Annotated in this window: 21 protein-coding genes; all 21 read right to left on the bottom strand. The window is 68.1% G+C overall.

Going from position 1 to position 20721, the window contains the following annotated elements:
• Positions 1-91: 91 nt before the first annotated feature.
• On the bottom strand, positions 92-1096 hold the full coding sequence (locus ABZ824_RS37830) for a hypothetical protein (protein WP_356969491.1): 1005 nt from the start codon (positions 1094-1096) through the stop codon (positions 92-94).
• 98 nt (positions 1097-1194) lie between these two features.
• A complete protein-coding gene (locus ABZ824_RS37825) occupies positions 1195-2001 on the bottom strand; it encodes a helix-turn-helix domain-containing protein (protein ID WP_356969489.1) in 807 nt (268 codons plus the stop codon).
• 148 nt (positions 2002-2149) lie between these two features.
• Positions 2150-2389: a hypothetical protein gene (locus tag ABZ824_RS37820; RefSeq protein WP_356969487.1), complete on the bottom strand. Its 240-nt coding sequence runs from the start codon at positions 2387-2389 to the stop codon at positions 2150-2152.
• A gap of 305 nt (positions 2390-2694) precedes the next feature.
• Positions 2695-3249, bottom strand: coding sequence for a hypothetical protein (locus ABZ824_RS37815; RefSeq protein ID WP_356969485.1), 555 nt, complete (start codon positions 3247-3249; stop codon positions 2695-2697).
• 24 nt (positions 3250-3273) lie between these two features.
• Positions 3274-4896, bottom strand: a complete 1623-nt coding sequence (locus ABZ824_RS37810; RefSeq protein WP_356969483.1) for a M23 family metallopeptidase — start codon at positions 4894-4896, stop codon at positions 3274-3276.
• A 181-nt stretch (positions 4897-5077) separates the two neighbouring features.
• Positions 5078-5989, bottom strand: coding sequence for a hypothetical protein (locus ABZ824_RS37805; RefSeq protein ID WP_356969481.1), 912 nt, complete (start codon positions 5987-5989; stop codon positions 5078-5080).
• 562 nt (positions 5990-6551) lie between these two features.
• The gene (locus ABZ824_RS37800) at positions 6552-7721 is read right to left on the bottom strand and encodes a hypothetical protein (protein ID WP_356969480.1); all 1170 of its coding nucleotides are present in this window, start codon (positions 7719-7721) and stop codon (positions 6552-6554) included.
• Positions 7722-7967: 246 nt separating this feature from the next.
• Positions 7968-9719 carry a hypothetical protein gene (locus tag ABZ824_RS37795; RefSeq protein WP_356969478.1) on the bottom strand — a complete coding sequence of 584 codons (1752 nt, stop codon included), beginning with the start codon at positions 9717-9719 and terminating at the stop codon, positions 7968-7970.
• A 4-nt stretch (positions 9720-9723) separates the two neighbouring features.
• Positions 9724-11211 (bottom strand): SCO6880 family protein, encoded by a 1488-nt coding sequence (locus tag ABZ824_RS37790; RefSeq protein ID WP_356969476.1) that lies wholly within the window; start codon positions 11209-11211, stop codon positions 9724-9726.
• A 42-nt stretch (positions 11212-11253) separates the two neighbouring features.
• The gene (locus ABZ824_RS37785; protein ID WP_356969474.1) at positions 11254-12846 is read right to left on the bottom strand and encodes a hypothetical protein; all 1593 of its coding nucleotides are present in this window, start codon (positions 12844-12846) and stop codon (positions 11254-11256) included.
• On the bottom strand, positions 12837-13058 hold the full coding sequence (locus ABZ824_RS37780) for a hypothetical protein (protein WP_356969472.1): 222 nt from the start codon (positions 13056-13058) through the stop codon (positions 12837-12839). Before ABZ824_RS37780 ends, ABZ824_RS37785 begins: the two co-directional genes overlap by 10 nt.
• Positions 13048-13680 carry a hypothetical protein gene (locus ABZ824_RS37775; protein WP_356969470.1) on the bottom strand — a complete coding sequence of 211 codons (633 nt, stop codon included), beginning with the start codon at positions 13678-13680 and terminating at the stop codon, positions 13048-13050. The genes ABZ824_RS37780 and ABZ824_RS37775 overlap by 11 nt, the downstream gene beginning before the upstream one ends.
• A complete protein-coding gene (locus ABZ824_RS37770; protein WP_356969468.1) occupies positions 13677-14159 on the bottom strand; it encodes a hypothetical protein in 483 nt (160 codons plus the stop codon). Before ABZ824_RS37770 ends, ABZ824_RS37775 begins: the two co-directional genes overlap by 4 nt.
• Positions 14160-14349: 190 nt before the next feature.
• Complete coding sequence (locus ABZ824_RS37765; protein WP_356969466.1) at positions 14350-14619, bottom strand: hypothetical protein; 270 nt, start codon at positions 14617-14619, stop codon at positions 14350-14352.
• Positions 14620-14634: 15 nt separating this feature from the next.
• A complete protein-coding gene (locus tag ABZ824_RS37760; RefSeq protein ID WP_356969464.1) occupies positions 14635-14925 on the bottom strand; it encodes a hypothetical protein in 291 nt (96 codons plus the stop codon).
• The gene (locus tag ABZ824_RS37755) at positions 14922-15620 is read right to left on the bottom strand and encodes a DUF6668 family protein (RefSeq protein ID WP_356969462.1); all 699 of its coding nucleotides are present in this window, start codon (positions 15618-15620) and stop codon (positions 14922-14924) included. The genes ABZ824_RS37760 and ABZ824_RS37755 overlap by 4 nt, the downstream gene beginning before the upstream one ends.
• The gene (locus ABZ824_RS37750; RefSeq protein WP_356969461.1) at positions 15617-16390 is read right to left on the bottom strand and encodes a hypothetical protein; all 774 of its coding nucleotides are present in this window, start codon (positions 16388-16390) and stop codon (positions 15617-15619) included. The genes ABZ824_RS37755 and ABZ824_RS37750 overlap by 4 nt, the downstream gene beginning before the upstream one ends.
• Before the next feature lie 47 nt (positions 16391-16437).
• Positions 16438-18000: a cutinase family protein gene (locus ABZ824_RS37745; protein ID WP_356969459.1), complete on the bottom strand. Its 1563-nt coding sequence runs from the start codon at positions 17998-18000 to the stop codon at positions 16438-16440.
• On the bottom strand, positions 17997-18935 hold the full coding sequence (locus ABZ824_RS37740; protein ID WP_356969457.1) for a hypothetical protein: 939 nt from the start codon (positions 18933-18935) through the stop codon (positions 17997-17999). Before ABZ824_RS37740 ends, ABZ824_RS37745 begins: the two co-directional genes overlap by 4 nt.
• 180 nt (positions 18936-19115) lie before the next feature.
• Positions 19116-19463 carry a hypothetical protein gene (locus ABZ824_RS37735; protein ID WP_356969455.1) on the bottom strand — a complete coding sequence of 116 codons (348 nt, stop codon included), beginning with the start codon at positions 19461-19463 and terminating at the stop codon, positions 19116-19118.
• Positions 19464-20346: 883 nt separating this feature from the next.
• A partial coding sequence (locus ABZ824_RS37730; protein ID WP_356969453.1) for an integrase core domain-containing protein occupies positions 20347-20721 on the bottom strand: 375 nt, incomplete at its 5' end.

Below are 20721 nucleotides of genomic sequence, written 5' to 3'. Positions count from 1 at the left end.
TGATCAGAGGTCGCGGCGGGGGTGCCGTACGGAGCTGCGGAAGTCCGCATGGGCAGACGGCCACCTCGCCGCGGGACAAGCCCGCCAGGTTCTACTTACCGTAGAACTCGAGGATCGCTTCCGCGGTTCGCTGCAGCGCAGCGCATCCTGCCAGGGTGGACATGTCGACAACGTCCACCCAATGCTCGGGGCCGTGGCTGTCGGCATCGCCGGTGAAGTTGCGGATATGCGAGGAACCGACATTGGGGTAGAAGTCCGCTGAACAGTACCCGGTAGGGCTGTTCTGCGATCCACGGTTGATCTGCATCTGCCCAGACCCCACGCCGTAGACCTTCCCGTCCTTGCGGGCCCACTCGAGCATCTCGAGAGTCTTCTGCGTGTATGCGATGTTCTGGCTGGTCGTCTCGTCGCTGCTATCGAGGGCGAATTTGCAGTAGTACGGACGCAGCCCGGTATCGACCTGCAGCCGCGGCTTGTTCTTGCCGATGACCGACAGGGCGGCGCAGGGGTCGAGCCGGGCCAAAGGGGTGTCGAGTACACGCTGCGAACCCGCGCGAAGCGGCTTGCTCTTCAGCATCGGCAGTGCGGCCCGCACGAAAGCGGCTGCCTCCGAGCAGGTGTTGGAGTTATCTCGTCCCTTGAGCCAGAACATGAAATCCCGCACCGGGTAAGGCACCGTGGCCATGCAGCCATCAGCCGGGCGAAGACGCACCGGCACCCCGTCGATCATCGTCGGAGGCGTCTCGGTGTCCCGCTGACCGGTGTTGATCTCGACCGCATAGATCCTGCTGGGGCCGATACTCGGTGTGAACCGCAGAATACAACTGTCGAAATCCTGGCCCTGCCCGAAGTAGACGGGCGCACCGAGGGTCGCGATCGCTGCCTGATTGACGAAACCACAAGCGTCGAGTTCCCGGACGCGGTCGGACACCGCCAGACGCGACTGCTCCTGGGCACTCAACGCGCGCCGGTAACTCGATGGACCATTGTCAGCGATTTGAGGCAGCGCGGCACCGGCGATGTCGCTCCCACATCCGCTCAGCAACGTCGTCGCCAACACAAGCGCCGACAACACAATCCCCACCCTCAAGATCATTTCGGCGAGCCTACCTTCCTCCCCATCCTCCAGCCGCGGGCCGGGGTGCGGGACCAGACGGGGTGAAGGGGGCGGATGAAGGCAGCCATCCGACGTTGTCACCGGGTTCTCGCAGTGTCTTCGGCGGGTGGTTTGCGGACGCCGAGGAACAGGCGAATGTATCCGTGGGTGTCGGTGACGGTGCTGGTTTCGACGTTCACGGCGAGGTGCTCGCCTTGCGCGGTGCGCAGGACCAGCGGCCGATCGGCGTCGCGACGGTAGGCGATATCGGTGCTGTCGTTCCAGCGCGTGTAGAACTGCTCGTCGGCTTGTAAGCGGGTCAGCAGCTGGCGGGTCGCGGGTGCGCTGCGGTGTTGGCCGAGAATGGGTTTGAGCCAGCGCACCATCTGCGTGGCCTCCTCGTCCCAGTCGACCAGCACCTCGCGCGCGGTCGCAGTGAAGTACCACAGCGCAAGGTTCCCGGCTTCTTCCAGGCCGGGTAATGCCTTGTCGAGGGTCTTGTTGATCGCGAGCACATGCCACAGCGGGGAGAAGTAGCCGGCGAGCATATCGACTCGGTCGAGGTCGTCGAGACGTTCGACAAGAGCAGGTGTCTGCGCCACACGCGCCCGCAGCGTCTCCACCCCGACGAGCGGCACGGCAGGCTCGCGCAGTTCACGGATGTGGCGGATCTGCGCTGCGGTCAGCGAGTAGCCCGATGCGAGTAGTTGCAGCGCTTGCTGTGTGGGGACCCGGACGCCGTTTTCGACCTGCTGAAGGTAAGCGGCGCTCAGACCGACTCGGGTCGCGGCCTTCTCTCTGGAGAGGTGTTTGCTGGCGCCGGGTCGACGGATGGATTCGCGGACCTGACGCAGGTAGGTTCCCAGCGCTGGAGGCGCCAGGTCCGGGCTATGGGTTGCGGACATCGAGTGGCGGATCCCGACGCCGAGTCTCGCGTCGTGGTCGAGTGATCGACTGTCCGCCTCGGGTGGAGTGTCTGATCGAAAGGTGTTGTCGTTCAACGCTGGTGTGCGCTCCTGCTCTTGATCGATGCCCTGGGGGCGGTCTGGGCAGCTACTGCTGGATGCGGAAGTCGCTGAGCTTCCATCCGTCGGCGGTGTGCTCGGTGGCTGCGTGGACGTGTAGAACCTGATAGGGAGTCGAGGTTCCGTCGCGGTGCAGCACGATTTGGGTGACGACCGCGGTCACGGCACAGTGGTGGCGGTCGCAGCCGGTGATGGCCTGTGCGGCGGCGCGGGCGGTGACGATGTCGCCGGATCGCCGCCACGCCGCCCACTGCGGTAGTTCACGCACTCCCGCCCCCGGTGGACCTTGCGAGCTGCGGGCAAATTCGCCGGTCAGCCAGGGCCGTGCCCGTGACAACGCCGACCCGGTGGTGGCATCGATGACCGGCTGCCAGGTGAACAGCGCCGTCAGAGCCTGTTGTGCCGCCTCAGCTGCACCGGCAGTATCGGGGGCGGGGCCGTGAATGCTGTGGTCGGCGTCCCCCGCCGCCGTGGTTGCACTGGGGTCACTACGGTTCGGGCCAGTCAGCACTAGCGTGGCCAGGACCGCAGCCGCGACACAACACAGCACACTCAGCATCCTCCGGCGCGGTGTCATCGGAGTGAGGGGGCATCGACGCGGTCGAACAACCAGGCCGATGCCAGCATGGTGACGGCCTCGCGGAACGAGGCGGGCCCGGTGTCGAGGGTGTAGAGCAGTTGTGCGTGCCGGTCGCCGTCGAGGGCGGCGATCGCCTCGATGGAGGTTGGTTGCGACAACCAGCGGCGCACCGAGTCTTCGACGAGCAGGCGGCCGCGGGCACGCGTGCGGTTGGCTGCCAGGATCAGCGCTTCGAGGTAGTGCTGGGCGGTGTCGACGACGGCGGGTGGTTCGCGGCTGGGCAGGTGGAGCTGGTCGGTGTGTAGCGGCTCCTGAACGACAACGGCGTTGATGGAGTCCAGCAGGCGCGCCAACGCCAGCTCCCGGGTCCTGTCGGTGAGGTGTTGATCGGCTTTGACCCGGTCGTAGTCGCGCAACAGCGCTGAGAGTGTCGCGCGCCAGCGCAGTAGGTTCACCGCGAACCGCGCCCGTGTCAGTGTCGTGGCGGGGTCGGGTCGCGCGGCGAGAAGACGCGGTAGTCGCAGGTCGGTGATCATTGCACTGGTCATCAGTGGGTTCTCCTGTCGGTGTCGTCAGCTCAGCGTGGTGCTGAACTCGGGGGTGGTGGCCAGGATCTTGTCGACGTACGGGCGGGTCTGGGTGAGGTAGTCCGCTGCGCCGGTGGGGAATCCGCCGGATGCCAGGACCGCGCCTTCCCCGGCGTTGTAGGCGGCTAGGTACAGTTCGGTGCGTCCGTGGGGGGCGTGGACTTTGCCTTCGTCGATCCAGGTGTCGACGGTGGCGGCGATCGCGCACATGTAGCGGCCTTGGGCCATGATCGCGTCACCGATGTCGAACGGGGAGGCTTGGCCGTTGCCGTCGTCGTCGGCGCCGTAGGTGGCCCAGGTGCCGGGCATGAACTGCGCGGGGCCTTGGGCTCCGGCTCCGGAGACGGCGCGGGGTTGGAAGCCGCTTTCGGCTTTGCCTTGAGCGGCCAGCAGCGCCGCGCTGATCTGCGGGCACAATCCACCGGCGCGGCGATACCAGGGCTCGAATTCCGGCGGCACCGAACCAGGCGCGAGCTGCCCGTCGCTGGTGGTCGCTGCGGCTTCACACCCGGCGCTTGCGGCGCGGCCGGGGGATTGTGTGGGGCCGGTGATGGCTGAGCCGTCGGGGTACCCGCCGCCTGTCACGCTGATGTGTACGTGGTCGAAGTGGTTGGCCGTGTCGCCGCCGCGGTCGTCCATCAGATTCGACGTGCCGTCCGGCGACCGGTACACCTGCCGCCAGATGATGTAGTCGACGTGGAAGTCTGCGGCGTGCGCCATAATGTAGTCGGCGATGCTGTCACCCAACGCTTTTCCCTCACCGGTGGCGTAGTCGGGAATCATCACGTCGATCGCCCGCCCGGAGGGATGGTCGGGGTAGGGATCGGATTCGCGCCATCCGCCGATCGTGGTGATCTGCGGAAACGTCACCGCGACCGCGCGAGCAACCCGAACCGCGTCGACCTGCAAGTGGGCTTCCACGCTCGCGGGCAACGGCGGCAACTCCGGCCCCGCCGCGGCGGCGGCGCGGTCCGCGCCCGGCGGCGTGCCGGGCGCGGGAGCCGGTGCCGGGACAGTCGGGGTGCTGCCGGGTTCGGCGGCGCCGTCGAGCCATGTTTGGGGGTCGGTGGCCTGACCGCCGGTGAAGCGGCCACCGGGCCAGGTTTCGAAGTGCAGGTGCGCGCCGCCGGGACCGCTGGGTACGACTTGCCCGTTGTAGCCGACCAGGGCGATCTGCTGACCGGCGGCGACCTGGTCACCAGTGCGTACTCGCAGGTCGGAGTCGAACATATGCCCGTAGACGGTGGAGATGATTCGGCCGTCGATGTTGTGGTCGATGACGATCCAGGTGCCGAACCCGTCGGCAGGACCGGAGCGGGTGACGATACCGTCGGCGGCGGCGTAGATCGGTGTGCCCGCGGCGGCAGCGAAATCGATCCCGCGATGGAACTCCCCGCCCTCGCGGTATCCGAACCCGGAGGTGATCTGGTAGGTGCCCGACTTCATCGGCGCCACCCGTGTCCCCGGCGGCAATAAGCCTGCAGCACCAGGATGCATTGCGGTGCAATGATTTCCGTCGCCGTCGGAGTCGAGCATCAGTAACAGCACCATCAGAATCGCCGACACCCACACCAGCCCCGCCACCGCGATGATGCTGGCCAGCCTCATGGCCCACTCCGTGTACTGATCGCGCGGAAGACGCGATGGGCAGCCAACGCGCCTACGGCAGCGGGCACATCCATTGCGGCGAGGCTCAACGACCGCTTGATGGTGCTGATGTTCGTCGCGCAGGTGGCTGCCAGCACGATGGTCGTCGGGTGATGCGAGGCGCGTGGGCGTGGCGGAACTGTCACGGCCCGAGGTCCTGTCCTGGGGACATCCCGGTCATGCCGCCGGGGGCCGCGTGGGGATCTGCGGAGTTCTCCGTGTCCACTATTGGGGCGGTATGCGGCAGAAATGCGGCGTCGATCAGAGGCTCGGGTTGAGCGGCTTCACTGCTTCTGAGGGCGGCGACCGCGTTGGTGGCGCGTTCGATCAGTAGGTGCGGGAGCGGTGGCGCTTCACCCGGCTCGGTACCGGGCAGCTGGTAGGTGGGGAGTCTGCCGAGGTCACGGAGGATTTCGTGCTCGACGCCGCGCCATGCGTAGGCGCGCCAGCGCTCGTGCAGTTCACCATCGTCGTAGGCGGCGACCAGTCCGGCCAGCCGCCGCCAGCCTGCGGTGTCGCGACCCCATATCTGTGTACGTTCCTGTGCGGACAGACCGATCGCGTGGGCGACCATGTTGGCCCGGTTCCACAATGCGGCCATGTTGCGGCCGAACTGGTCGACTTCGTCGAGTTCGCGACCGTGGGAAGCTCGATCCGGTGCTCTGCCGAACCGTTGTTCGGCGGCGATCGCGGCCATGTGCTCGAGCTGCCACACATCGGTGGCGACACCGTCGACCATGTAGGCATGTACCCGGTCCTTGCCTCTGGGCACGCTGCCGGTGGTGGGCGTGCTGTCATCCCAGCGCAGGCCGCGTTGCCCAGCCTGCCGTGCCTGGTCGATCGCGGATGCGGGCAGACCGACTGCGGCGGCGTGGAACTCGATCTCGGCGCGATCGGAGGCCAGGGAACGCAGCCGGTCTCGCCAGATGCGGATCGGTACCGACTCGAGGCCGCCGCGGGAATCGAAGGTGGGGTAGCCCGCCGAGAGAGTATGCGTGTGCTCGGCGGAGATGTCCTGAATGCGGCCGAGCAGCCGCAACTTCCAACTGGGCAAGGAATCGAGCTCTGGTGACGACTCGTTCAAGGCATGTGTCGCTTTCTTCGCGTTACGGAATGCTCGGCGGTGGGCGGCAAGTGCAGACGCGGTGCAGTGGCGGTGGCGGGTCGAGCCATCCGTGGCGTTCGGCTCACAATTGCCGCTCACCCTCGGGTGCTACCGCCGGTGACTGCCCGGGCGGGACATGCTGCTGCCGCGCGGTTTCGACGTCTGCCGTTCCTGTGCGGGCAAGGCTGCGGTGATCGCGTCGGCAACCGTGGTCGGATGAGCACAGCAGCGCCAACAGCGGGTTCGCCCCAGCCGCAAGTCGGTGACGAAGGGTGCTGGCGCCCTGATCGGTCGAGGCTTTCAACCCTCGGATCGGCGTGCTGCCACCACGCCTCGTCGAGACTCCCGCGGGCCCGGGGCGAGGTAGTGCCAGGGTGCCGGTGGTTCATCGTCAGCTCCGGCCCGTCGCGGACATGCCGGCCCAGGCGTTCCCTTGCGGTCGTTATCCGCTGTCCGGACGGCCAAGGAACCGGCGGCGGGCATCTGTTTTCGTATGCGTTCACTGGCGGATTCACAGATCGACGCCCAAGTCCGATGTCTGGGTAGGATGCCCGGAATCGGCTGTGCCGCAAGTTATCGCGGTGCTCGCACATGATGGACCGCCACTGTCGAGGCCAGCTGCCTGGATCAGGTCGCCTGCGAGGTCCTCGCTCGATCCGGGGTCGACGGTTTCGGCGGGCGTCCGCACGTCACGCTGCGCCTGCAGCTGGTGTGCATCGATTCCCGTCTGGGCATCGGCGTGCAGGTCGTCGCTGGGACCGGCCGTCTGCTTTTTGACACCGCGGTGTTGATCAGTTGGATCCGTCGCGGGCTGCGGGGTGTGTTCATTGATGACGGAGTCCGGACCGAACATCGAGATGTAGAACAGGTATTCGTCGTAGTCCACGCCCCAGGCGAGATAGTCCGCTTCCAGTGCTGCGACGGCGCGATCGATGAGCTCGCGCGGTGTCGGTGGAGCCAGGCCAGAATCGGCAGGATCATGTCGCTCGGCTGCCACGCGGCGGATGATGTCAGCGATCTGAGTGCCGGAGTGGGGAGGGCAATTCTCTTGCCACCTGCGCTCTAGCTGTTCGCTGTTGTAGGCGTATACGGTGTGCTGAAACAATCGAATCCAGCCGGCTTCGTCGCGATTCCACAGCGTAGTTCGCTCGTCATCGGTCAGCTCCGCCAGCGATGCGGTAGCCTCAACCCGGTGCAGCAGTGCAACCATTTTGCGTTCGTGTTGCCGTGATTCCACTGTTGCCAGGCGTTTCGATACATCGTTGCCGGGTTGCCATTCGCGGAATCCCGCAACTGCTGCCATATGTTCGACTGTCCAAACATCGTCCGCGATCGCGTCCATCATCTGGGTGCGTGCTGGGCTTTCGCCTCCCGTCTGTATCGAACCTGCTGGCCGGTTGTCGTCTCGAAATCCGCGCCATTGGGCGGAGTGCTCGGCTTTCTCGATCTCTGTTTCGGGAATCCCGGAAGCTCTGGCGCGGACTTTCAAGCCGTCGAGGTCGCGTTCCAGCTCAGATTGCCGTAAACGCAATTGGTCGAATGATGGATCTGGTCGTTGCGGCCAAGGGGTGTGTGGAATCTCGCGCCGAACTCGCCCGCATTCCGCTCTGAGGTCCTCTATGCGGCGCAGCAACCGTGCCTGCCATCCCGATAACCTGTCCATGCCACTGCCGTCATTCATGACTTCTGCCCTGGTCCCGTGCCGAGGGTTCCGTGCTGTCGAACTGGTGCACGGGGCTGGGTGACACAACTGCGGTCATGTGTAGGTTTTCGCGTCGACCCATATGCGACCTGTGGGTTTTGCGAATCGGTCCTCGTTCAGCCGCCTGGGCGCCGCCAGCGGCGGCGTCGAATTCTATAGCCACTGCAAATCGGGTCTGTATGCTGACCACGAGCGTCATCCTCTCGAAATTGCCTGCGCTACTTTTCATTCGGCGCCTCCGTTGCTGTCGAATCCTGCGAAGCGGGTGTTGGTGTCGTGGATGCCGGTGGCGCGTTCGGTGTCGGTGAGTTCGACGAGGAACGGGATGCCGGGTTGGCGGCCTTCGCCGACTTTGAGCAGGAACTTGCCGGTGCCGGGTGGGGTGGGGCGTGGCGTGCCGGGGCGGATGGCTTCGCCGGTCAACGCTTGTGGCGCTGACCAGTTGGTGACCATCGCGCGTTCGGCGGCGGTGAAGGGGATGAACGTCGAGAGCCGGTTGACTTCCTCGCCGGGCAGGGCGCCGAAGATCTTCGCGCGTGCGCGTTCGAGGAACCCGAGCGCACGGGAGATGGCGGCGTCGCTGCCGAGGGCTTGGAGGTCTTTGATGGTGTGGCTGATCATGATCAGGGCGGTGGCGATCTGGCGTTGCAGGCGGGTGAGTTCGTCGACGCGTTCGACCATGAAGTCGCCGAGGCTGAGTACCTGCCATAGTTCGTCCATGACGACTTGGAAGTAGCGTTGTGGTGCCAATCCGGCGTCGGCGAGCATGTTCAGTGCCTCCACGGCGCTGAATCCCGCGCCCCAGCAGGCCAGCATGACCGCGGCTTTGAGTTTGCGGTCGCCGGTGGGGATGTGGGAGACGTCGATGCATACTGCGGTGGAGTCGAGGTCGATGCCGACGGTGGTGGGGCCGTTGAACACTTGCCCGAACGGTCCGCGGGTCAGCGCCCGCAGCGATTGCCGCAGCGGAACCACCGCGGCCTGATAGCGCTGTTCGCTGTCGGCGGCCGCGTCCAGTTGCAGGTCCGGGCCCCCGGCGACGATCACCTCCAGCAGGTCGTCGAGGATCGGCTGACGGGTGGCGGTGAATCCGCGTCCGCCTTCGCTGACGGGCCGGTAGAGGCTGGTGAGGGCGGTGGCGATGACGGTTTCTTCGAAATCGGCGACGCGGCGCCCGCGCACGAGTTCCACCAGCGCGCAGATCAACGCGATCTGCCGGGCCCGTAGTTCTTGGGCCAGAGTTTGGGCGCGTTCGAACATTTCGGCGGCTTCGAGGCGGGCGAGGACTTTTCCCATGACCCCGACATCGAGGGGGTTGAGTTGGCCGTAGCCGTAGCCGAGGTCGATGACTTGGCCGCCGACCAGTTCCAGCAGCGCCCGGTAGTCGGGTTTCACATCCGCCAGCACCAGCGGGGTGATGCCTTGGGCGATGCCGCCGAGCACGATGCGCCGCACCAGCGACGATTTGCCGAATCCGTTCAGGCCGAGCACGAACAGGCTGGGTGCGGTGATGAATCCGCCGCGCAGAAACCAGTTCATCGGGTCGAAGCACACCGGTGCGCCTGTGCGCAGATGCGGGCCCAGCGGGGTGCCGACCAGCGGCGCACCCGCCCCGACCGACCATGGCCACAGTCCGACGACCTGGGCGGTGGTGCCGCGCCACTCCGCGGGCCGCCCGACCGCCGATACCCGTCCGCCGGTCGGTCCGGCGTACCCGGTGTCGGTCAACCGCAGCACGGGACGGTCGAAATCCTCAACCAGCGTCGAACGTTCGAGTACGCCGAGGTTGCGGCGGCGGTGGTCATCGCGCGACAGCAGCACACCCGCCCACGCCCCGCGCACTCCCCCGCGCCGCTGCCGCGCCTGCAGCGCGGCGCGTTGCTCGTCGGTCAACACCCGCAGCCCGCGCCGCCCGGACGCCGACGCGCCAGGGACGTGCTGCGGCGTTTCGGTCTGCGGTGCAGTGGTTTTCGCCATCGGTTTACCCTTCGAGTGCTTCGGGGATGGTGGCGTGCTCGGGCAGGATGACACCGACGCCGAGGGAGGCGGCGAAGGCTGCGGAGTGGTAGGTGTTGCAGCGGCGGATGCTCAAGCGGGCTTGGGTGGACAGGTCGCGCACGAGTGCTTCGATGCGGGGGATGTCTTCGCCGCGGGGCGCGGTGAGGGTGATGAGGATGCCATAGCGGGTCAACCCGTGGCCGCGGGCTTGTTCTTGTCGGGCTTGTTCGGCTCCGGCGACGCGGATGCTCGCGGACGCGGAGACCAGCCCGCCGCGGGTGTTCTGTTCGGCGACGCGGGCATTGCGGTAGTCGTCGTCGACCAGGCGGGTGGCTTCGGCCGCCGAATGTGGCCGGTAGACGATGGCGACGCGTTTGCGGGGCAGGTCGGGGTTGGGTTCCAGCAGCCGTTGCAATACCCGCTCGGTCACCACGCCGCGGGGTGCTTCGGTCATCTCCCAGGTGATGCTGACCGCACCAGCGTGCTGGAGCCGGTCATAGCGTTGCTGTTCGTCTTGCGGGCCGGCCATGTCCCAGGTGACACCGTGACCGTCGGGTTCGGTCGCGGCGGCTTCCAGGTCGGCTTGAGAGGCCGGGTCGTAGGCGCGGCGCACGAACGCAGTGATCTGAGCGGCGGTCATCGGCTCGGCCCGCACTCCCGCTTCGGCGAGGGCGACAAGGATGCCCGGCAAGCGGCGCCCGATCTCGAGGGCTTGTTCGGCGGGGACTTTGCGGCGTTCGGGGGTGGTGGCTTCGAAGGTGATCGCGATGCGTGGTTCCAGTTGGACGCGTTGGCTGGCCAGCTGGGAGGCCAACTCCCACATCACGTTCGACGCCAGCGCCGGCGCGTCGCGGTGGGTGAGCGCGGAGACCTCCCCCATCAGCCGGTTGCCGGTTTCGGGGATGGTGTCGATCACCGGCACGATCGCTTTCACATCCGGCGCCGAACCGACTGACGCCAGGAACGCTCCCCAGGCGGCGACCCATTGATCCACCAGGTCCTGGTCGACGGCTTCGCCGCCTTGCGGCCACGCCCGCAAGACCACGGTGTATTCGTCGAAGCGTGGCAGGTGGATCATGCCGAAGCGGTGGCCGTCGACGGCCTGGCCCTCATACATGCGTGAGGGCGCCAGCAGGCCGGGTAGCCGAGTCGCGCCGCCGGGCATCGCCGAGAACGACCCGGACCGGTAGACGTGCTCGCCACGGCGGGCCCCGCGCCACCACTGCCACAGCAGCAGCGCCCGCGCGTACCCGGTGCGGCCGCCGATCTGGATCACCAGCGGCGCGGTCACCACCGTCCCCGTGGCAGCGACGATCCCCGCGGCCAGCAGCCCGAAGACCGCTTGGGTGAGCACGACCGCGATGATCACCGCACCGGCGGTGATCATCGCCACCCACGACAGCCCGAACAAGCCCTCGGTGCGCGGACGTGAGCCCGCACTGTAGGTACGCTCGACATACTCCACGCTCACCGCGACTCCTTCCTGAACAAAACCCGCTGCGGCCTACCGGGTTCAGCGGGGAATGTCATGAGGCCCCAGATCCGGCCCGCGATAGCGCGCCACCCCGGACGCGGACGGGGCCGCCCCGCCGGTGACGTCGTCGCTGACGCGGTCGACTGCCTGGCCCGCGCCAGTCGCGACCGTCGACGGGTGCACCGCACGCCGCACCAGGCCCCCTGAACCTGAGGGATTAGCCTGCACCGCAGACGGTTTCGCAGGTCCTCGAGAACCGCCCGGGCCCGGCAGCGGCTTCGGCGACCCACCACCTCCACCGCCACTACCGCCGGTCGGGCGGGCGGGGCCGGAATGCCCACTGGCGCTCGGCCCGCCACCGCCGGTGTTGGAGACGAATCCGGCGGAGCCCGCACCTCCGGACGCCGCGCCGCGGGCCAGCAGCGCTTTGCCGCCGGTGGCGGCGATGATGCCCGCGCCGACTGCGGCGCCGGTGGCTGCCGCGCCGCTGCCGCCGGAGCCGATCACGCTCATAGCGGGGGCGACCAACCGGACCAGCGCGGGGAGAACGAACGCCACGCTGCACAGCAACACCATGCCGACCAGCGCGCGGTGCGCCGAATCCGCCGAACCCGCGGGCGGCCGCTGGTCGAGGCTGGTGTTGGTGGTGTCCGCGGTGAGGTAGGCGATCATGTACACCAGCGACGCGACCGGTTTGAACAGCAGGAACGCCACGATCCACGCACCCAGGCGCTGGAAGGACGCGCGCCCGCCGCTCATCCCCGACGCCGCCGCGGTCAGCGGGTAGATGCCGACGGCGACCACGAGCAGGGCTTGGCGGATGATGGTCAACGCGACCATCGCCACCGCGCCGAGGATCCCGACCAGGGCGACGATGAACACCAGTCCCGGCCCGTACACGCCGAAGCGGTCGGTGCGCACCAGCAGCTCCGCCGCGCCGCGGGCGTTGCCGCCGGTGGAGTCGTTGATGATCCACATCGAGAACGCATCACTCATCCGTGCACCGGCCAAGATCGCGAAACCGGCGATCCAGGTCGTCGCGGTCGAACGCACCAAGGTGCGGAAGGCTTCCTCGGCGTGCTCGGCGGCCATGTGCTGGCGGGCGATCCCGATCCGCAACGCCGAGATGAGAATCGAGAACGCCAGCAGCCACGTCTGCACCTGCCGGGTATAGGAATCCACCCGCTGCCACAGTGTCTCCCCGCCCGCGGCGGGGTCGTCGAGGATGCGGTCGTTGGGCAACCGTGCCCACGCCGTGCTCAAGGTGAGCGCGTCACCCAGCCCGTCGAGCAGGATCTCGGTCACCTGACCGAACGTGGAATCCCACAACTTGGATTTCGTCGCCTCGATCGCGCTGCCCGGGTGAGAGGCGGCGTTGCCCGCCTTACACACTGCCGAGGCCACATCCCCGGTCCACGCGCCCAGCCCGGGGATCGACGACAGCGCGTCGTGTATCTCGTTGCAGGTGTGGTCGAACCCGTAGGTGGTCGAGGTGCCGGATTCGGCCGGGACCGGTGCGGGCGTCGGTGACGGCGTGACCGGCTGCGCCGCGGCCGCGGCCGCGGTGCTGATCAGCACGGCGATCACCGCGGCGACGGTGAGGGCGAGGCGGCGGCGGGCGGTCAGGACCATCGTGTCCACCCCGTCAGGTCGGTGGTTGTGGTGGTGGGTAGCTGTTGGCCGTTGCCGCGCAGGCGCCAGTCCCCGTCGTGCCAGACCATGCCCACTGTCACCGTCACCCACGAACGTGTGCCGGTGGGCTCCGTCGGGGTGCGGGCGGCCAGTCGCAGTACCGCCAGATCGGTGGCGGCGTAGCTGTCGATGCGGTACGCGTCAGGCGCCACCAACGCGCGGGTCACCGACTCCGGTTGCTGCACAGGTAGTTTCCCGGCGGCGAATCCCGGCGTCGAACGCTGCCTGGTCGGCGGCGGTCAGCACCATGCGGGCGGCGACCAGGGTCCGGTCTCCGGGGCGGGCGGCGACCTGGTTGATGCTCGCAGCCGCGGCCACGGCCGCGCCTTGGGGTGTGTGGGCGTAGCCGGCGGCGATCCCATCCCGCACGTGGGTGGGGCCGTCGGAGGTGGAGAACGGCACGACCGCGCCGTGCACACGTTGCCACCCGCCGGGCTCGGCCAAACCAGATGGCGGCGCGGTCAGCCAGTCCGGGTCGCTGGGCTGGCGGGCGGGCCCGGTCTGCGCGCGCAGCTGCCCGGCCGGGTTGCGGGGGATGTCCACGCGACGGCCGAACGCATCGACCGTCGGCACATCGAAGCCCTCCCCCGTCGCCGGCGGCGCACTGGTCGTAGCGGCCACGGGACCCCGGCCCGTGGTGGAGGTATGGGTGCGGTGGGCGGCGAAGGCGATCGCGGCGGCGATCAGAATCAGCGCCAGCAGCGCCACCGACGCCACAGTCCACCCGCTGACCTGCCGTACCTCTGGTGTGGTGTGTCGTCGCTCGGTGGTCATTGCGGGGCTTCCAGTCTCACCTGGGCGTCCACCGTGGCGGCCTCGCGCACCACCGCGTCGGTGGCCGAGGGGTCGGGCAGCTGTAGTCGCCAGTCCTCGGCCACCCACACCACCGTCGCGGTGTTCACCGCGACCGAATTGTCCGGGAACGACGTGTAGATCTGTACGTGGGCGATCGCGCGGTTGTAGTCGGTGATGGTGTGGCCGCGCACGCGGGGCGCGGTGGCGGGATCGGCGCGGCCCTGGATCGACAGCAGCACCCTCGAGCTGGCCCAGGCGTCTTTGCCTGCGCCTGCGGCGATCTCGTGGGCAGCGATACTGGCCCAGTGCGCATCGGGGGCCAGCGACATCCGCACAGTGTGGACGATCGCTGCTAGCGCCGCGCCCTGTGGACTGGGTGCGAATCCCGTCGCGGCCTCCGCGCTCACCTGCCGGGGCCCGTCGGCGCCGACCGGCAGCCGCACACCCTGATAGTCCACCCATCGCACGTCCGCTGGGACAGCGGTCAGATCCGCGGCGGCAGGCGCCGGGGACGGCGTTGGAGGATCAACATTGCCGCAACCAGCCACTGCGGCAAGCGCCGTGGCCAGGACTGCTGTCACGACGGCGAAAGCGGCGGGTTGTCGTCGAAATTGGTTCATATGCAGTCTCTTTCGCGGGAACTGCCGGTTAGAAGGCGTAGTCCATGAGTAGGGATCCGGCGATGGGCCAGGCGACGGTGGCGAACACCCACGACAGCAGCACCCGCATCACATCCGCCGGTGCCGCGGGAGGCCCGGGAGGTGGGCGGAAGTACTCCCAGCCGGCGCGGCCGCCGACCCAGGCCAGCCGCATGATCAGTCCGACTTCCACACCCCACAGCAGCCACTGGAATATCTGCCGTAGTTGGTCGGTGATCTCCGGCGGCAACTGCTTGTAGGCCATGAAGGTTTCGATCATCAAGCGTCCCGACCCCTATATGCCGATGATGGCGCTCATGATTGAACCGGCGCTGGTGGCGACGACGCCGCCGATCAATGCGCCGACGACCATTTTCGGGGACTCGAGCATGCCGCCATGCCACTTCTCCCACGCGAAGCGGCCACCGGCGAAGATGATCGCGCTCACCCCCGACAGCAGCACGAACCACATCAGCCACCGCACCAGCGTCGTCAGTCGTTCCGTGCCCGGCGGCGCGTCGGGGGTGAAGTTGTTGAGTTGGGCGAGCACGGTGGTGTGTTCGGCGGTGGACAGGATCCAGCTCATGGTGACTCTCCGATGTCGGTGATGGTCGCGTGATGCAATGCGGCAACGGTCTCGGTGACCGCGGCCCCGAGCGCGCGCACATCCGCTGGCGGGGTGGACAAGTCGTCGTCGCGGCTGTGCTGCGGGGTCGGTTGTCCGGGGGTCCAGACCGGGAGTGCGTCGTGTCCTGTCAGCGTCCAGGTTTCGTGCCAGTCGACATGCCAGAGGTGCTCGACCAGCCCGCTGTAGAGGTCGCGGTCGCGGCGGATCGCCGCGGGAAGGCGGCCGGGTCGCGCGGCGACGGTGACCAGCCCTACCACGGTGCTGTCTCCTGCCAGCCCGGCGTGATGCTGGCGCAGCAGCGCGTCCGCGGCCGCCAACCCGATGACGGTGGCGCGGGCCACGACCAGCACATACGGCGACTCCCGGCCGATAGGGGCGGGCCAGCGGCGGTGACAGTCCGCCGCGGGAGCCAACAACCGCTCCAGCGTGGTGACTCCGGCGCCGCCGTGGGCGCCCAGCAGCCACACCAGCGGCGGTCTGCCGCCAGGTATCGCACCGCGGCCCACCGGCACCGGGCGATCCCACACCGGAGCCCGCTGGGCGGGCGGCGGCGCCACCACCGCGCGGGCAGACGCTTTCGCACGCGCCCGGTCGAGGGGGGTGCGGGCGCGGTCGCTGGTGGGGGTGGTGATGTCCTTGGCGGCCGACCTCATGCCGGTTCCACCGCCACCACCAGCGTGCGGGTATCGCGGGTGGTGGTCGAGATCGTTTGCCGGTGCACGGTGCGGGAGTCGTTGGGCCAGCGTTCGGTCACGGTGACCGACCACCGGTCCGGCCCGGCCGGGGTGATGTCCACGCAGTGGGTGGTTCCGGTCGGCACGGCGTCGATGCCGGCTTGGATCTCCGCGTCGCTGCCGAACCGGCCCTCAGGCGCCAGCAGTGTCCGCACGACCGTGGCGTCACGGCGGGCGTAGTACGAGTACTCCAGCGCCAGAATCACTTCCGGCCCCGACGCGGTCGATCCCGCACCATTGCCGCTGACCCGATCAGCGTCGGCACGCTGCACGCACCACGCCCCCGGCGCGACTGGGGAAGCCGGTGGCGCAGCCGTGGGCGGGGACGCCGCACCGGTGAGCGGTGAGTGGGATTGCGGTGCGGTGTCGGCGGGCCACCCCCAGATCCCGAGACCGATGATCACGCCCGGACCGCAGATCGACAGCAGCGCGACCACCAACCGGCGCCGCGACTGCGGCCGGGTGCGGTCAGTAGTCGTCCGCGTAATCGGCTCAGGCGGCTTGGAGGCCTCCGCGGTCGAGGTGGTGGGTGCGGGGTGGGGCAGCCAGGTGGTGTAGTCCACCTCGGTGACGTCCGGTGACAAGAGCGCCTCGGGTGGGAGCATGTCAAGCTCGTCGGACTCCGGCCAGCTCGGTGGCAGCGGTGAGGACAAGCCAGGGACGGCGAATTCACCGCGCGGATCGGACAACGGTCCTCCTCTCCTGTGCGCCCGTACGCCACCGGCCTGATCAGTCATCACGGTGTGGGTCTGGTCGAGGATGGCCAGGAGTCGAACAGCCCGCCCCCACCCGGCCGGCTGCTGGTCGTCGGCGCGGTCGTCGAAGGTGCGCCACCGATCGACCAGCCGCTGCTCGGCGGTGCGGTAGTTGTCGAGGGCATAGTGGTAGGTGTCGGGCGGGCGGTGAGATCCCTGGCGAGGGCGCCAAACCAGTCGGCGGTGAACTGCACGGGTGCCGCGCCGTCGGCGGCGACGGGGTGGGCGGTGTAGGCGCCGCGGCTGCTGATCGCGTCGCTGTATTTCACCCCGGTGGTGGTGTCCACCAGGCCGGTGTTGTCGGTGACGTTGGCGACCACCGCCTCGAACGCCTGGTTGACCAGCCGAGACACCGTCGTCGGCGGCACCAGCTGCGGCAGAGCACCCAACAGTTTCTGCCCCAGAACAGCCAACCCTGCCACAGGGTTCGCCAGCCCCGCAGCCGCGATCTCGGCGATGTTGCCCGGCGTGATGACCGCCTTGGCCACCGTGATCACCGAATTCAACGCGATCGTGCCCACTTTCAGCAGCGCCTTGAACACGTCGTTGATCTCCAAGGGGGTGCGCGGATCCGACGCCTCGGCCATGCGCGCCGACAGCGACGTGCGCGAGGACAGTGACAGCGACGCCAACGACGTGCCCTGCACGTCGTTGTTCACCACGCTGGTCACGGTCTTGATGGCGGTGAACGCCAACGCTTGCGTGACCGACGCCAGCGCGCGCAGCGGGTCACCGCCGGACTGATCGGCGGCGGCGACGATGTTGGACACCACTCGCAAGATCGGGGCCTGCGCCGGGGTGTCACACGCCAAATCGCCTGCGACGCAGAAACTTGCCACCCGCCCGGCCAAAGGCCCGAAGTCGGCCACCGCGCCGCGTTGCGGCCCGATACCGCCGCCGGTCAACGGCTGCTGCGGCAACGCCTGAAGCCGGGCCACCGCGCCGCCGCTGGTGCCCGGCGCCGGATCGGGCACCGTTTTGCCCGGCTGACCGGGAAACAACGCCGCCGAGGGGTTGCGGCTCGGATCACCGAACAGCGCCACCCCGGCCACACGCTCGGCGGCGACAGCGCCCGCTCCGCGCGCTACGGATTGCGCGAACTGCGAGGCGACTTGCGCGCCCTGCGCCGCGCCCGCCACCGCAACCTGCCCGCTCGGGCATCGCGACGCGAACTCAGAGGCAGCCTGCGACACCGCCGCGACCCCGGCGTCCACACTGGCTGCGAACCCGCCACCGCCTGTAGTGCCCGCGGCTGCGGGGGCGGTGGGGTCGTGCCAGGGCACGTAGACTCGCTGCACCGACCCCGGCGCGGCAGCCGACAGCATCGGACGAAACACCTGACCCAGCACTCCGGAGTCGGTGTCGGGGGCGGCGTCGGCTGCGGCCTGGCCCTCCCCCTGAATCCCGATCACCAACAGCGCTGGGCAGTTTCGGCCGGTGGCTGGTTGTGCCCACGTGCCCGGCGCGGCTGCCGCCACGGCGGCCGCCGTCGTTGTCGCGGTGATCGCGGCTGCCGCCAGCAGCCGCCGCAGCGGCGTGATCACGAGCAGTCCTCGTCAGTCCCGGCGGAAGCATCGACGTCCTCGTCGACGGTCGTCGTGTCCGGATTTTGCTGTGCGGCAGGAGTGTCGGTGGTCTCGTCCGAGCGCGGCTCGGCGGGGTCGAGGTGGGTGTCGGACCCGAGGGCCGCGGCTGCTGCTGCGCCGACGCTGGCGCCGACGACTCCTCCGGCGACCGTGGCGGGGATGCCCACGATCGCCGCGCCGGCCATGCACCCGGCCAAGCCGCCAGCGAACGCTCCGAACGGAGCCAAGGCACCGCCGGATACAGCACCACCGATCACACCACCAGCGACGCCACCGACCGCCATGCCCGCGGCACAGCCAGCCAAACCGCCGACGAACCCGCCCGCGTTGGCCCCGACACTCCAACCAGCGACACCACCGACCATGGTCGCGGCCGCACGCCGATCGGACTGATCGACCGGCAGCCCCGCCGCGTCGAAACCCGCCGCGATCCACCACTCGGCGGTATCAGCAAGATCCTGTGCGACCGCTTGAGCTTCCGGCGGCACCCACTCCGGCACCGCCACCATCTCCGTGCCGAACCGCAGCGTGCGCGGCTGCACACCAGGCGCGACCGGCTCAGGCTCGGGTGCTTGCTGCGCCTCCTGAGCTTCTGCCTCACCAGAATCCGCTTCGGGCTCGGGTGCCGGTGCTGCCGCCGACGGACGGGTCGTGACCACCGGTTGCGTCTGCTGGCTCGGGCGCGGTCGCGCAGGCTTGGGCAGGAGATCCACCACAGTGGGTGTGTCCTCCGGCGGCGCAGGCGCAGGTGCCGGAGGTGTCGTGCTCAACCCGGGCTGTCCTTGGCCCGGTGATTCCAGCCCAGGCTGCGCGGCATACGCAGGCCCCGCAGCCAGCGCGGCGGCCACTGCTGTCGCCGCGAAAGCCAGCATCGGCTGACGTCGAACAGTCATATCGTCCTCAGATCCTCAAACCCGACTCGAAAGGCACCGAACGCGCTGGCATGAACCCGTGATCGGATCCCGCTGTCTGCGGCGAGAAGGGGGTGAACGTCACGTCCGCAGCGATCTCTCGCCGCGACTTTCTCGCTGATGCCAGAGGGCATCGCCCGTTTGCTGCCCGGACGGGAAGCCTCATCGTCCGGATCCCAGCCACAGAGGCCGCGGCAGCGCCTCGGCGAGGGCGCCCACCAGTTCCTCCGTCAGCGAGGTGATCACGTCGAGGAACTGGTGGGTGATGTCGGGCACCGGATCAGGCATCGGCGCCGGGATAGGCACTGCCTCGACTCCGGTGGAAAACCTTGCCTCCGCAGGCGGCGCAGTGACGCCCGCGTCGACAGTGAGCTGACTCTGCTGATTCACCGGCGCCCGGCCCTGCCCCGGATCAGCAGCGCCAACTCCGGCGACTGCGACCGCCATGGCCACCGGCAGTGCGCTCAGCGCCACCGCTCGGGCGAGATGCCGTCGCGTGGGTGTGTCCATTCTTCGATACCCCTCGTTCGATGAGTGCGGGCGAGCACCACAGCGAGCGTGCTGCCCCGGATGGGCGGGCAAGATCACCCGCAACGAAGACACAGCCGATGATCGAATACGACCAATACATGCACGCTGCAATACACGCGATTCCGAAAGCCGCTCACGCGCCGGCCACTGCCGACACACGGAAAACGACGCCACATCCGGTTCCGCCACCAGCGAGATACCGGGAAACCCCCATCCAAGGGGCGCATTCGTACTGTAAGTCGCCGAGGCGATAACCGCAACGACAAAAGATTCTGGAACACAACCAGTGGGGCGACGTGCGCACCAACAGCATCAACCACTGAACCGCTGAACGACGGGTTACGCTGCTAACCATAGCTTTGGGCAGCATCTCCAGACGTTCGGCGGCCTACCCGCGTGCCGCTTCCAGGCAATGCGCCCAGGCTGGGCACATTTCGCTATCTGCTTATAGCGCAGCATGAAAAGTCACCCACAGTGGGTGTGTTAACGGCATTGACAAATCGCGATCGGAAGCGAGTATCGTGGAATTCGGCAGAAACAATTCTGCTGCGCAGAAGAAGACGGGAACTCACTTGCGCCGGGCCTTCCCGGCCGATACCCCCACCGACGAGTTCCTGCCGGTGCTGCCTCCTGCCCCCGGAGGAGGCAGCACCGGATCCGCGTGGGTTGACTTCCCCTGCCTTTCCAGACGTGGCAACCGCTGGACCATTCGGGCTTCGGTTCGGGCAGGGAGGTCAGTGCACAACATCTCCTATCGCGAGACATCGTGTGGGCGTGCGTGATTCAATTTGCGTGCTGAGTCTCATCCTCCAGCAGCATCAGATCAGTCATCAGGGCGATGCCCCGAGGTCTGAGATATCGGCTAGCTGTGATGTCCGGGGAGGTTGGTCAGTCGGGTGACCGGTGAGCGGCCGCCGATGGCGGAGTGGGATCGGTGGTGATTGTAGAAGTGGAGCCAGCCGGGCAGGGCTTGGTTGCGGTGTTCGGTTGATTGGTAGAAGCGGGCGTATGCCCAGCCGTCGGCGAGGGTGCGGTGGAAGCGTTCGATCTTGCCGTTGGTCTGGGGCCGGTAGGGGCGGGTCCGCTTGTGGGTGATGCGCAGTTCGTCGCATGCCTCGCGCCAGGCGTGGGACCGGTAGGCCGACCCGTTGTCGGAGAGCACTCGTTCGATGGTGACGCCGTGGTCGGCGAACCACGCCGCTGCGTGCTGGAGTACCTCGATCGCGGTGGCGGCTTT

Source organism: Nocardia sp. NPDC047038 (genome assembly GCF_040644075.1).
In the GTDB taxonomy this organism is placed as follows: Bacteria; Actinomycetota; Actinomycetes; order Mycobacteriales; family Mycobacteriaceae; genus Nocardia; species Nocardia sichangensis.
This window is presented reverse-complemented; position numbering and strand designations above follow the sequence as displayed.